10 protein-coding genes and 2 pseudogenes are annotated in these 13,180 nt (G+C 62.3%); all 12 read left to right on the top strand.

Going from position 1 to position 13,180, the window contains the following annotated elements; translation table 11 throughout:
- A pseudogene (locus HX801_RS19425) lies at positions 1-449 on the top strand (urocanate hydratase); the annotation flags it as partial.
- Positions 450-591: 142 nt separating this feature from the next.
- Entirely contained in the window at positions 592-2,031 is a 1,440-nt protein-coding gene (locus HX801_RS19420; protein ID WP_087692903.1) for a cytosine permease, read from the top strand.
- Positions 2,018-2,165, top strand: a pseudogene (locus tag HX801_RS19415) (histidine ABC transporter substrate-binding protein); the annotation flags it as partial. The gene HX801_RS19420 and the pseudogene HX801_RS19415, both read left to right, overlap by 14 nt.
- A 71-nt stretch (positions 2,166-2,236) precedes the next feature.
- Positions 2,237-3,088: a proline/glycine betaine ABC transporter permease gene (locus HX801_RS19410; RefSeq protein ID WP_003209260.1), complete on the top strand. Its 852-nt coding sequence runs from the start codon at positions 2,237-2,239 to the stop codon at positions 3,086-3,088.
- On the top strand, positions 3,085-3,909 hold the full coding sequence (locus tag HX801_RS19405) for a glycine betaine/L-proline ABC transporter ATP-binding protein (RefSeq protein WP_003209262.1): 825 nt from the start codon (positions 3,085-3,087) through the stop codon (positions 3,907-3,909). Before HX801_RS19410 ends, HX801_RS19405 begins: the two co-directional genes overlap by 4 nt.
- Before the next feature lie 146 nt (positions 3,910-4,055).
- Positions 4,056-5,579, top strand: coding sequence for a histidine ammonia-lyase (gene hutH, locus HX801_RS19400; RefSeq protein WP_177022533.1), 1,524 nt, complete (start codon positions 4,056-4,058; stop codon positions 5,577-5,579).
- A gap of 114 nt (positions 5,580-5,693) precedes the next feature.
- Positions 5,694-7,232: a histidine ammonia-lyase gene (gene hutH, locus HX801_RS19395; RefSeq protein WP_085984627.1), complete on the top strand. Its 1,539-nt coding sequence runs from the start codon at positions 5,694-5,696 to the stop codon at positions 7,230-7,232.
- Between the two features lie 170 nt (positions 7,233-7,402).
- Complete coding sequence (locus tag HX801_RS19390; RefSeq protein ID WP_008430271.1) at positions 7,403-8,809, top strand: amino acid permease; 1,407 nt, start codon at positions 7,403-7,405, stop codon at positions 8,807-8,809.
- 16 nt (positions 8,810-8,825) lie between these two features.
- Complete coding sequence (hutI, locus tag HX801_RS19385) at positions 8,826-10,031, top strand: imidazolonepropionase (RefSeq protein ID WP_177022532.1); 1,206 nt, start codon at positions 8,826-8,828, stop codon at positions 10,029-10,031.
- Positions 10,032-10,042: 11 nt separating this feature from the next.
- Positions 10,043-10,843 carry an N-formylglutamate deformylase gene (gene hutG, locus HX801_RS19380; RefSeq protein ID WP_177022531.1) on the top strand — a complete coding sequence of 267 codons (801 nt, stop codon included), beginning with the start codon at positions 10,043-10,045 and terminating at the stop codon, positions 10,841-10,843.
- Positions 10,844-11,101: 258 nt separating this feature from the next.
- Entirely contained in the window at positions 11,102-12,049 is a 948-nt protein-coding gene (locus HX801_RS19375) for a choline ABC transporter substrate-binding protein (RefSeq protein WP_008439284.1), read from the top strand.
- Positions 12,050-12,203: 154 nt separating this feature from the next.
- The gene (locus HX801_RS19370) at positions 12,204-13,139 is read left to right on the top strand and encodes an alpha/beta hydrolase (protein WP_177022530.1); all 936 of its coding nucleotides are present in this window, start codon (positions 12,204-12,206) and stop codon (positions 13,137-13,139) included.
- Positions 13,140-13,180 lie beyond the last annotated feature (41 nt).

Here is a 13,180-nt window from a genome sequence, read left to right as displayed (position 1 = left end):
CGCGTATCTGCTGGGTTGGCCTCGGCCAGCGCGCCAAGCTCGGCCTGGCATTCAACGAAATGGTGCGCAGCGGCGAGCTGTCGGCGCCGATCGTGATCGGCCGCGACCACCTGGACTCCGGCTCGGTGGCCAGCCCCAACCGTGAAACCGAATCGATGCAGGACGGTTCCGACGCCGTGTCCGACTGGCCACTGCTCAACGCCTTGCTCAACACCGCCAGCGGCGCGACCTGGGTTTCGTTGCACCACGGCGGCGGCGTCGGCATGGGCTTCTCCCAGCACTCGGGCATGGTGATTGTCTGCGACGGTACCGACGAAGCCGCCGAGCGTATCGCTCGCGTGCTGCACAACGACCCGGCGACCGGCGTGATGCGTCATGCGGATGCGGGCTACCAGATCGCCATCGACTGCGCCAAAGAGCAGGGCCTCAATCTCCCGATGATCAAATAACTAATGTGGGAGCGGGCTTGCTCGCGAATGCGGTGTATCAGTCACTGAAGTCGTTAGCTGACCCATCGCTTTCGCGAGCAAGCCCGCTCCCACATGTGATCTGCGTTTCACCCAAAAACAATCCATCAGAGGTTGAACATAAATGGCAGTAAAAGACGCTCGTGCAAGCACCACCCCGTTGATCGAAAGGCGTTCGATCGACTACATCCCGGAAGCGGAAAGACACGGCCGTCTATTGAGTCAGTTCACCCTGTGGTTGGGTGCCAACCTGCAAATCACTGCGATCGTCACCGGGGCCCTGGCCGTGGTGCTGGGCGGTGATGTGTTCTGGTCGTTGATCGGTCTGTTGATCGGTCAACTGCTGGGCGGTGGCGTCATGGCCCTGCATGCGGCGCAAGGCCCGCAACTGGGCTTGCCGCAGATGATCTCCAGCCGCGTGCAGTTCGGCGTGTATGGCGCGGTGATTCCACTGGTACTGGTGTGCCTGATGTACATCGGTTTTTCTGCCAGCGGCTCATTGCTGGCGGGGCAGGCGGTGGCGCAGTTGCTTCACGTTGAAGACTGGGTCGGCATCGTATTGTTCGCGGGGCTGATCATGGTGTTTACGATCTTCGGCTACCGGGTGATCCACGGCATCGGTCGCATCGCCAGCGTGCTGGGGGTGGTTGCCTTCGTGTACCTGTTCTACAGGCTGCTGGCCGGTAACGACATCGGTGCGTTGCTGGGCAACAAGCATTTTTCCCTCAGCAGTTTCCTGCTGGCGATTTCCCTCTCGGCGTCCTGGCAGATTGCGTTCGGCCCGTATGTAGCGGACTACTCGCGCTACTTGCCGCGCAGCACGCAGGCCTCGAAAACCTTCTGGGCCGTGGGCCTCGGTTCGGTGATCGGCGCGCAGGCTTCGATGGTGTTCGGTGTGTTTGCGGCAGCCCTGGCAGGCTCGCAATTCGCTCACCACGAAGTGTCGTTTATCGTCGGCCTGGGCGGCACCGGGATCGTCGCGGCGCTGCTGTATTTCAGCATCGCCTTCGGCAAGGTCACCGTCACCACCCTCAACGCCTACGGCAGCTTCATGTCGATCGCGACAATCATCAGTGGTTTCCGTGGCAGCCGGCATATCGGCAGTGGCACGCGGCTGTTGTACATCTTCGTGATGGTGTCGATTGCCGCCGCGCTGGCGTTGCTGGGCAAGGACTCGTTCCTCAAGGATTTCTCCGCGTTCATCCTGTTCCTGCTGGCGTTTTTCACGCCCTGGAGTGCGATCAACCTGGTGGACTTCTACTGCATCACCAAAGAGCGCTATGACATCCCGGCCCTGTCCAACCCCAACGGTCGCTACGGTCGCTGGAACCTGATGGGCATCAGCATCTACGTGTTCGGCGTGCTGATTCAGATGCCGTTCATCTCGACGCATTTCTACACCGGCCCACTGGTCGCGAGCCTGGGCGACACCGATATCTCGTGGATCATCGGGCTGGTGGTGCCGGCGGCGTTGTACTACTGGGCTGCGAAAAAATGGCACAGCCCGATTCCTGAGCGCCTCGTGCTGCCCGATGTGCAGGGCGCCGCTGCTCAACCTGCTTAACCAGAACCCGGTACGCATGACAAACAGCGAATTGAAACAGCAAAACTGGCGAAAACTTTCCTCAAGGGACATCCTGAACTCTGGCACGCATGGTGAGCGACAACGCAGCCAAGAAAATCGACGCGGCCTTGTAGGTTGAGCGTTTCCGGTTGCCGCCACAGGCAACCGGGCGCCCGGCCACAATCCACTGGATCGAGAGCACACTATGTTTCCTGAGAGTTTTACGTTTTCCATCGCCGACTGGGTCAACAGTTGGGTCGATGCGCTGGTGACCAACTACGGCGATGTGTTCCGGCACATCTCCGATACGTTGCTGTGGGCCATCGTTAACCTGGAAGGTTTGCTGCGCGCAGCGCCCTGGTGGTTGATGTTGCTGATTGTCGGCGGTATTGCCTGGCATGCCACTCGCAAGTGGTTCACCACCGTCGTGATCGTCGGCCTGCTGTTTCTGGTGGGCGCGGTCGGGCTGTGGGACAAGCTGATGCAAACCCTGGCGCTGATGATGGTGGCCACGGTGATCTCGGTGCTGATCGGCATTCCCCTGGGGATTCTGTCGGCCCGCAGCAACCGCCTGCGTTCGGTGCTGATGCCGCTGCTGGACATCATGCAGACCATGCCCAGCTTCGTGTACCTGATCCCGGTGTTGATGCTGTTCGGCCTGGGCAAGGTCCCGGCGATTTTCGCCACGGTGATCTACGCCGCACCGCCGCTGATTCGTCTCACCGACCTGGGCATTCGCCAGGTGGACGGTGAAGTCATGGAAGCGATCAACGCCTTCGGTGCCAACCGCTGGCAGCAACTGTTCGGCGTGCAACTGCCGCTGGCCCTGCCGAGCATCATGGCCGGGATCAACCAGACCACCATGATGGCCCTGTCGATGGTGGTGATCGCTTCGATGATCGGCGCCCGTGGCCTGGGTGAAGATGTACTGGTGGGCATCCAGACCCTCAACGTTGGACGCGGCCTTGAAGCCGGTCTGGCGATCGTGATTCTTGCCGTGGTCATCGACCGCATTACGCAAGCCTATGGTCGTCCACGGCATGAGGCGAGCAAATGACTACTGTCAGCAAAATTGAAGTCAAAAACGTATTCAAGATTTTCGGCAACCGCTCCAAGGATGCACTGGCGTTGATTGGCCAGGGCAAGAGCAAGGACGAGGTGCTGGCCGAGACTGGTTGCGTGGTGGGTGTGAACGACCTGTCCCTGAGCGTCGACACCGGTGAAATCTTCGTGATCATGGGGCTGTCGGGTTCCGGCAAGTCGACCCTGGTGCGTCACTTCAACCGGCTGATCGACCCTACCAGCGGTGCGATCCTGGTGGACGGTGAAGACATCCTGCAACTGGACATGGAAGCCTTGCGCCAATTCCGCCGGCACAAGATCAGCATGGTGTTCCAGAGCTTTGGCCTGCTGCCTCACAAGAGTGTGCTGGACAACGTTGCCTACGGCCTGAAAGTGCGTGGTGAAACCAGGCAAGTGTGCGCCGAGCGTGCGCTGCACTGGATCGAAACCGTGGGCCTCAAGGGCTATGAAAACAAATACCCGCATCAACTTTCCGGCGGCATGCGTCAGCGTGTAGGCCTGGCCCGGGCGCTGGCGGCCGACACTGACATCATCCTGATGGACGAGGCGTTCAGTGCGCTCGACCCGCTGATCCGTGCCGAGATGCAAGACCAGTTATTGGAGCTGCAAAAGACCCTGCACAAGACGATCGTGTTCATTACCCACGACCTCGATGAGGCGGTGCGCATCGGCAACCGCATTGCGATCCTCAAGGACGGCAAGCTGATCCAGGTCGGCACGCCCCGCGAGATTTTGCATTCACCGGCGGATGAGTACGTGAACCGGTTTGTCCAGCGGCGGGTGGCGGTGGTTTGATCCGATATTTGTGGTGGGTTGGCTGAGGCTATCGCAGGCAAGCCAGCTCCCACATTTGGAATGCGTTTCCCCTGTGGAAGCTGGCTCGCTTGCGATGAGGCCAGTGAAGCTGCACAACAATTGCGAATTTCATGAAGAGGTCAACGATGTCCCAGGCTGAAAAAATCATCATCGCCGACGCCCCGATGCGTTGGCAGGACGTGGTCGCCGTGGCTCGCCACGGTGCGATCCTCGAACTCTCGGGCCAGGCCTGGGCTCGCATCGACAATGCACAGGCCATCGTCCAGCGCATCGTCACCAGCGGCGAGCGCGCCTACGGCATCAACACCGGCCTGGGTGCCTTGTGCAACGTGTCGCTCAAGGACGAACAACTGAGCCGGCTGTCGCGCAATACCCTGCTCAGCCATGCCTGCGGCGTCGGTGCGCCACTGAGTGTGGAGCAAACCCGCGCGATCATTTGTGCGGCAATCATTAACTACAGCCACGGCAAATCCGGCTTGCATCCGCAGGTGGTGCATTCGCTGCTGGGGCTGCTCAACCATGGCATCACGCCGCAAGTGCCGTCCCAGGGGTCCGTGGGTTACCTGACCCACATGGCGCACATTGGCGTCGCCTTGCTCGGCGTCGGCGACGTCAGCTATCGGGGTCGTATCGTTCCCGCACACCAGGCGCTGGCTGAAGAAGGTTTGCAGCCGGTAGTGCTCGGTGCCAAGGACGGGCTGTGCCTGGTCAACGGCACGCCGTGCATGACCGGCCTCAGCAGCCTGGCCCTGACCGATGCGCACCGCCTGCTGCAATGGGCCGATGTGATCGGTGCCATGAGCTTCGAAGGCCAGCGCGGCCAGATCGACGCCTTCGACGAAGAAATCATCGCGCTCAAGCCGCACCCGGGCATGCAGCAAGTGGGCATCAACCTGCGCGCGTTGCTGGACGGCAGCGAAGTGATCGCCAGCAGCAAAGGCATTCGTACCCAGGACGCCCTGAGCATCCGTTCGATTCCCCAGGTGCACGGCGCGGCCCGCGACCAACTGGAACACGCCACCCGGCAGATCGAAACCGAACTCAACGGCGCCACCGATAACCCGCTGGTGCTCGGCACTCCAGACAACTACCGCGTGGTGTCCCAGGCCAATCCCCACGGGCAGTCCGTGGCCCTGGCGGCCGACATGCTGGCCATCGCCATGGCCGAAATCGGCTCCATCGCCGAGCGTCGCCTGGACCGTCTGATCAACCCGCACGTCAGTGGTTTGCCGGCGTTCCTGGTGAGCAACCCCGGGGTCAACTCCGGGATGATGATCGTGCAGTACGTCGCCGCCTCGCTGTGCGGGCAAAACCGCCAGTTGGCGCAACCGGCGGTGCTCGACAACTTCGTCACCTCGGGCCTGCAGGAAGACCACCTGAGCATGGGCACCAACGCCGCCCTGAAGCTGTATTCGGTGCTGGAAAACGTCACCCAGATCCTCGCCATCGAGTACTTGCTGGCGGCCCAGGCGTTCGAGTTCCTCCAGGACCAACGCTTCGGCGCCGGCACCGATGCCGCCTGGCGTTTGCTGCGCGAACACGTCCCGGCCTACGACCAGGACCGCTGGCTGGCGCCAGACATCGCAGCCACCGCCGCGTTGCTCAAGGACGCCGATTTACTGCAACGCACGCTACCGAATTTGCACTGACCTTTTCCCAACAATAACCAGCGTGCCAAGCCGACTGATCCTCTAAAAGAGCACAGCGGCGGATAACGGAAGCATCCGGAGCGACTGGTAGTTAACAACACTCTCAAAAGGAGCATGAATGTGACTGCGCTAAACCTGATTCCAGGCCAACTGAGCCTTGCCCAACTGCGGGCCATCTACCAGCAGCCGGTAACCCTCAGTCTGGATGACAGCGCCTCGGCCCAGATCGAAGCCAGTGTCGCCTGTGTGGAGCAGATTCTCGCCGAGAACCGCACCGCCTACGGCATCAACACCGGTTTCGGCCTGCTGGCCTCGACCCGCATTGCCAGCGAAGACCTGGAAAACCTCCAGCGTTCCCTGGTGCTGTCCCACGCCGCCGGCGTCGGTGAGCCCATCAGCGATGCGCTGGTACGGCTGGTCATGGTGCTCAAGGTCAACAGCCTGAGCCGGGGTTTTTCCGGGATTCGCCGGCAGGTCATCGACGCGCTGATCGCCCTGATCAATGCCGAGGTCTACCCGCACATTCCACTGAAAGGTTCGGTGGGCGCCTCCGGTGACTTGGCACCATTGGCCCACATGTCGCTGGTGCTGCTGGGCGAAGGCAAGGCCCGCTACAAAGGCGAATGGCTGGAAGCTACCGAAGCGCTGAAAGTTGCCGGCCTGACGCCGCTGACCCTGGCGGCCAAGGAAGGCCTGGCGCTGCTCAACGGCACCCAGGTTTCCACCGCTTATGCATTGCGTGGGCTGTTCGAGGGCGAAGATCTGTTCGCCGGTGCCCTGGCCTGTGGCGCCCTGACGGTGGAAGCCGTGCTGGGTTCGCGCTCGCCGTTCGACGCACGCATTCACGCTGCCCGGGGCCAACGCGGCCAGATCGACTCTGCGGCCGCGTATCGCGCCCTGCTGGGTGAAAGCAGCGAAGTGTCGCAATCCCACGAGAACTGCGACAAGGTCCAGGACCCGTACTCCCTGCGTTGCCAGCCACAAGTCATGGGCGCCTGCCTGACCCAGTTCCGCCAGGCGGCCGAAGTGCTGGTGGTGGAAGCCAACGCCGTGTCGGATAACCCACTGGTGTTCGCGGCTGAAGGTGACGTGATTTCCGGTGGCAACTTCCACGCCGAACCGGTGGCCATGGCGGCGGACAACATGGCGCTGGCCATCGCGGAAATCGGCTCCCTGAGCGAGCGTCGCATCTCGTTGATGATGGACAAGCACATGTCGCAACTGCCGCCATTCCTGGTGGGCAATGGCGGTGTGAACTCCGGCTTCATGATCGCCCAGGTGACGGCGGCGGCATTGGCCAGCGAGAACAAGGCACTGGCGCATCCCCATAGCGTCGACAGCCTGCCGACGTCAGCCAACCAGGAAGACCACGTGTCGATGGCCCCGGCGGCGGGCAAGCGTCTGTGGGAAATGGCCGAGAACACCCGCGGTGTGCTGGCGGTGGAATGGTTGGCGGCTTGCCAGGGCCTGGACCTGCGCAATGGTTTGAAGACTTCGCCGGCGCTGGAAAAGGCGCGTGGGATCCTGCGCAGCAAAGTCGCGTTTTATGAGAAGGACCGCTTCTTTGCGCCGGACATCAATGCCGCCAGTGAGCTGCTGGCAACGCGTTGCCTGAACGAGCTGGTGCCGGCGAAGTTGTTGCCGAGCCTCTAAGGACATCGAACCCCTCTTTGTGGCGAGGGAGCTTGCTCCCGCTGGGCTGCGTAGCGGCCCCAAAAGCTTGCCGGCGCTGCGCACCCGAGCGGGAGCAAGCTCCCTCGCCACAAAAAGCTTGTCCACACCGCTTCGAATTTTCTCAGGATAAAAATAATTAGGGACGAGAAATGCACTCGGAAAAAGGTTTAAAACGCGGGCTCTCCGCCCGACATATTCGCTTCATGGCCCTCGGTTCCGCGATCGGTACCGGGCTGTTCTACGGCTCTGCCTCCGCCATCCAGATGGCCGGCCCGGCCGTGCTCCTGGCCTACCTGATCGGTGGCGCCGCGGTGTTCATGGTCATGCGCGCCCTCGGCGAAATGGCCGTGCATAACCCGGTGTCCGGCTCCTTCGGCCAGTACGCCAGTACCTACCTGGGCCCGATGGCCGGCTTTATCCTCGGCTGGACCTACGCCTTTGAAATGATCATCGTCTGCCTCGCCGACGTCACCGCCTTCGGCATCTACATGGGCTTCTGGTTTCCCGAAGTCGCGCGCTGGGTCTGGGTGCTGGGCATCGTGTTGCTGATCGGCGGCCTGAACCTGTGCAACGTCAAAGTCTTTGGCGAAATGGAGTTCTGGCTGTCGCTGCTCAAGGTCGGTGCCATCGTCGCAATGATCCTCGGCGGCTTCGGCATCATGCTGTTCGGCATTCACTCGGCGGGCGAAGCACCCGCTACCGGCCTCAGCAACCTGTGGGCTCACGGTGGCTTCATGCCTAACGGCGTGGGTGGCTTGATCGCGTCCTTCGCGGTGGTGATGTTTGCGTTTGGCGGCATCGAAATCATCGGCATCACCGCCGGCGAAGCCAAGGACCCGCAGCGGGTGATCCCCAAGGCAATCAACGCCGTGCCGCTGCGTATCCTGCTGTTCTACGTGCTGACGTTGTTTGTGCTGATGGCGATCTACCCGTGGCCGCAGATCGGCAGCCAGGGCAGCCCGTTCGTGCAGATCTTCAGCAACCTGGGGATAGGCTCGGCGGCGACCATCCTTAACATTGTGGTGATCTCGGCTGCTGTCTCGGCCATCAACAGCGACATCTTCGGCGCCGGTCGCATGATGTATGGCCTGGCCCAGCAAGGGCAGGCGCCCAAGGGCTTTGCCCAACTGTCGAGCCAGGGCGTGCCGTGGATGACCGTAGTGGTGATGGGCGCCGCGTTGCTCGGCGGTGTGGTGCTCAATTACCTGATCCCGGAAAACGTGTTCCTGGTCATCGCCTCGATTGCGACCTTCGCCACGGTGTGGGTATGGCTGATGATCCTGGTCACCCAGGTGGCCATGCGTCGCTCGATGACCAGGGAACAGATTGCCGAGCTGAAATTCCCGGTGCCGTTCTGGCCCTACGCGCCAGCGGCCGCCATCGTGTTCATGCTGTTCATCTTCGGCGTGCTGGGTTACTTCCCGGACACCCAGGCCGCTCTTATGGTCGGCGCCGTGTGGATCGTCTTGCTGATCGTCGCCTATCTGCTGTGGGTCAAGCCCGCCGCCGGGCAAACGGCCAAGGTCCACTACGACCCGGCTTTGTCTCATCGATAACCTAATGGAGGCGTTGATGAAAACGCTTTGGCAACACTGCCACGTTGCAACCATGGCCCAGGGCAACTACTCGATCATCGAGGACGCCGCCATTGTTACCTCGGGCACGCTCATCGAGTGGATCGGCCCGCGCGCCGATCTGCCGGATGCGAACTACGCAACCACCCATGACCTGCAAGGGGCGTGGGTCACGCCCGGGCTGATCGACTGCCACACCCACACGGTGTTCGGCGGCAATCGCAGCGGCGAGTTCGAGCAGCGGCTGCAAGGCGTGAGCTACGCCGAGATCGCAGCGGCCGGTGGCGGTATTGCCAGCACCGTGCGCGCCACGCGTGCGGCGAGCGAAGATGAACTGTTTGCCAGCGGCCACAAGCGCCTGCGCAGTTTGCTGCGCGACGGTGTAACCACCGTCGAGATCAAGTCCGGCTACGGCCTGGACCTGGCCAGCGAGCGCAAGATCCTGCGGGTGATCCGTCGCCTCGGCGCCGAGTTGCCGGTCAGTGTGCGCAGCACCTGCCTGGCGGCGCATGCGTTGCCGGCGGAGTACGTGGACCGGGCCGATGCCTACATCGATCACATCTGCACCGAAATGCTCCCGGCGCTGGCAGCGGAAGGCCTGGTGGACGCGGTCGACGCCTTCTGTGAGTACCTGGCGTTCTCACCGGAGCAGGTGGAGCGCGTGTTCATCGCCGCCCGGAAACTTGGCTTGCCGGTAAAACTGCACGCCGAACAGTTGTCGTCCCTGCATGGCTCCAGCCTGGCGGCGCGTTACCAGGCGCTGTCGGCGGACCACCTGGAATTCATGACCGAGGAAGACGCCATCGCCATGGCTGCTTCCGGCACCGTCGCGGTGCTGCTGCCGGGCGCGTTCTACTTCCTGCGGGAAACCCAGTTGCCGCCGATGGATGCCCTGCGCAAGCACGGCGTGAAGATCGCGATCGCCAGCGACCTCAACCCGGGCACCTCGCCGGCGTTGTCGGTGCGCTTGATGCTGAACATGGCCTGCACCCTGTTCCGCATGACCCCGGAAGAAGCCCTGGCCGGCGCCACGCAACACGCGGCCACCGCCCTGGGCCTGGGCAACAGCCATGGCTCGCTGGAAGTGGGCAAGGTCGCGGATTTTGTCGCCTGGCAGATTGATCGTCCCGCCGACCTGGCCTACTGGCTGGGTGGCGAGCTGGATAAACGCGTCGTGCGCCACGGCGTCGAAGTCACCGTTTAAGGAGTACCGCTGTGGATAAGGTTCTGAACTTCAAACAAGGCCGTGTGCCGCTGCTGATCAGCATGCCCCATGCGGGCCTGCGCCTGACGCCGGCGGTGCAAGCCGGGCTGATTCCCGAGGCGCAAAGCCTGCCGGACACCGACTGGCACATTCCCACGCTGTATGACTTCGCCGAATCGCTGGGCGCCAGCACCCTGGCGGCGGAGTATTCGCGCTTTGTCATCGACCTGAACCGGCCTTCAGACGACAAGCCGCTGTACGTTGGCGCCACCACCGGCCTGTACCCGGCGACACTGTTTGATGGTGTGCCGCTGTTCCGCAAAGGCCTGGAACCGTCTAAGGCCGAGCGCGCCACGTACCTGGAGCAGGTGTGGACGCCGTATCACCGCACTCTGCAAAACGAACTGGCCCGGCTCAAGGCCGAGTTCGGTTATGCGCTGCTGTTTGATGCGCACTCGATCCGCTCGGTGATCCCGCACCTGTTCGAAGGCAAGCTGCCGGACTTCAACCTCGGCACCTTCAACGGCGCGGCCTGCGATCCGCAGCTGGCCAGCGAACTGGAAGCCATCTGTGCCGGCCACCCGCAGTACAGCCATGTGCTCAACGGGCGCTTCAAGGGCGGGCACATCACCCGGCACTACGGCAACCCGGCCGAGAACATCCACGCCGTGCAGCTGGAGTTGGGGCAGTGCACCTACATGGAAGAGTTTGAGCCCTTCCGTTATCGCGCCGACCTGGCCGAGCCGACGCGGGTGGTGTTGAAGGAACTGCTGGAAGGGTTCCTGGCGTGGGGCAAGCGGCATTACTCCTGAGTGGCGTCGCTGCTGAGATAGCCTTCGCGAGCAAGCCCGCTCCCACATTCGACCGTGTTTCTTCAGGAGGAACACGGTCGAATGTGGGAGCGGGCTTGCTCGCGAAGAGGCCCTCAAAGCAACACACCTCCCAAGTCGTCTGTGTGCAAATCCCTGTCGCCACAGTTCGCTTTGATCAAGGTCTCGCTGGGTAAGGTGTTGGGCACGGCGCGTCAGACGCCACTCCCACAATAAAAACTGCCGAGTGAGACCGCATCGATGAAAAGACTGTTCAACCGTTGTCTGTTGATTCTCACCGGCGCCGCACTCTTGAGCGCCAATGCGATGGCTGCCGACCCGGCCTCGTGCAAGGTCGTGCGCATGGGCGTGGTCAGCTGGACCGACGTGATCGCCACCAGCGGCATGGCCGACGTGCTGCTCAATGGCCTGGGCTATGACAGCAAGCAAACCAGCGCTGTGCAGCAAATCATCTTTGCCGGCATCCGCGACAAACGCCTGGATATATTCCTGGGCTACTGGAAACCGGCGATGGACAACAACATCGCGCCATTCCTCGCGGCCAAGCAGGTCAAGGTGTTCGACAAACCGAGCCTGTCCGACGCCCAGGCGACGCTGGCGGTGCCGCAGTACGTTGCCGACGCCGGCTTGAAAACCTTTGCCGACATTGCCCGCTTCAAGGACAAACTGGGCGGCAAGATCTATGGCATCGAGCCGGGCAGCGGTGCCAATACCGATATCCAGAAAATGATCGACAGCAATCGCTTTGGCCTCGGCGGCTTCAAGCTCGTGGCCTCCGGCGAGGCGGGCATGCTGGCGGCGGTGCAGCGGGCGGTGAATCGCAAGGAGTTCGTGGTGTTTGTCGGCTGGACCCCGCACCCGATGAACATCAACATGAAAATGGCGTACCTGACCGGCAGTGAAGATGTGTTCGGTGCCAACGAAGGCATGGCCACGGTGTCCACGGTGACGGCGCCGGATTACGCCGAACGTTGCCCCAACGTGACACGCCTGCTGGAAAACCTGACCTACACCGCGGCCCAGGAAAGCCAGTTGATGGTGCCGATCATGGACCGCAAGACGCCGCAGGATGTGGCCAGACAGTGGTTGCGCGACAATCCCGAGGACTTGCAGCGCTGGCTGGCGGGTGTAACGACCCTGGATGGAAAAGACGGCGTGGCGGCGGTGCAGGCCAGCCTCAAGCCCTGAGCAAATGAAGATCAAAATGTGGGAGCGGGCTTGCTCGCGAATGCGGTGGGTCAGCCACACAAGTATTGACTGATACACCGCATTCGCGAGCAAGCCCGCTCCCACATTGGATTCGTGGCGGCTGTTAAATCCTTATCTTCAGGACGATCCTTCGATGTCCCATTACCCGATTTCCGCGCAGATGTGCGCCTTCGTCGAAAAAACCGAATCTTTCACCAGCGACGACACATCGCTGGCCGGATTGCGCCGAGGCTACGACCGCATGTGCCAGGCGTTCACCCCGGCGCGGCCCGAAGGGTTACAGGTGTCAGACGTTTCCCTGGGTGGCGTGGGCGTACGCATTTATCAACCGGCGACGCAAACCCCTGATAGCGGCTGGCCATGCATCCTTTATATGCACGGTGGCGGCTGGGTGGTCGGCGGCCTGGATTCCCATGACTTCATGTGTGCTGAACTGGCCGACTCACTGCAAGTGCTGGTCATCGCCATCGATTACCGCCTGGCACCCGAACACCCGTTTCCGGCCGCCTTTGAGGATTGCCGTGCGGTCTGGCAGGCGATCCAGGTGGGCGAAGCGCCCCAGCCGATCAACCTTCAGCGTCTGGTGGTGGCGGGTGACAGCGCCGGTGGTAACCTGGCGGCGGCCCTGTGCCTGGGCCTGCGGGATGACCATCAGCCGCAGCCCCTGGCGCAAGTCCTGATCTACCCCGGCCTGGGCGGCCCCGCCGACCTGCCGTCCCGCCGCGATTGCGTCGACGCGCCGCTGCTCAGTACCGCCGACACCGAGTGCTACCTCGCCCTTTACCTGCGTGGGCCGGACAAGCCGTCGCCCTACGCCATGCCATTGCTGGCCGTGGATTTCAGCGGGTTGCCGCAGGCTTTGATCGCTGTCGCCCAGTTCGACCCGTTGCGGGACGACGGCTTGCTCTACGCCGAACGCCTGCAAGGCGCCGGGGTGGCGGCCACGCTGTATCCCGGCAAAGGCCTGGTTCACGGCTGCCTGCGGGCCCGGGGCCAGGTGTTGGAGGTCGACCGGCTGTACGTTTATCTGCTGGACTACCTGCGTGGTGTTCTGCTGACACAGGTCTAGGTCCACGAGGACATGCTCATTGCACAATTCGGGTTTATGAT

Source organism: Pseudomonas sp. G1002 (assembly GCF_013385455.1).
Lineage (GTDB): Bacteria > Pseudomonadota > Gammaproteobacteria > Pseudomonadales > Pseudomonadaceae > Aquipseudomonas.
This window is presented reverse-complemented; position numbering and strand designations above follow the sequence as displayed.

What these genes read in the sequence shown, in the direction of transcription:
- HX801_RS19420 (WP_087692903.1), top strand. Translation starts at nt 592, where the DNA reads ATGGCAGTAAAAGACGCTCGTGCAAGCACCACCCCGTTGATCGAAAGG.
- HX801_RS19410 (WP_003209260.1), top strand. Translation starts at nt 2,237, where the DNA reads ATGTTTCCTGAGAGTTTTACGTTTTCCATCGCCGACTGGGTCAACAGT.
- HX801_RS19405 (WP_003209262.1), top strand. Translation starts at nt 3,085, where the DNA reads ATGACTACTGTCAGCAAAATTGAAGTCAAAAACGTATTCAAGATTTTC.
- hutH (WP_177022533.1), top strand. Translation starts at nt 4,056, where the DNA reads ATGTCCCAGGCTGAAAAAATCATCATCGCCGACGCCCCGATGCGTTGG.
- hutH (WP_085984627.1), top strand. Translation starts at nt 5,694, where the DNA reads ATGAATGTGACTGCGCTAAACCTGATTCCAGGCCAACTGAGCCTTGCC.
- HX801_RS19390 (WP_008430271.1), top strand. Translation starts at nt 7,403, where the DNA reads ATGCACTCGGAAAAAGGTTTAAAACGCGGGCTCTCCGCCCGACATATT.
- hutI (WP_177022532.1), top strand. Translation starts at nt 8,826, where the DNA reads ATGAAAACGCTTTGGCAACACTGCCACGTTGCAACCATGGCCCAGGGC.
- HX801_RS19375 (WP_008439284.1), top strand. Translation starts at nt 11,102, where the DNA reads ATGAAAAGACTGTTCAACCGTTGTCTGTTGATTCTCACCGGCGCCGCA.
- HX801_RS19370 (WP_177022530.1), top strand. Translation starts at nt 12,204, where the DNA reads ATGTCCCATTACCCGATTTCCGCGCAGATGTGCGCCTTCGTCGAAAAA.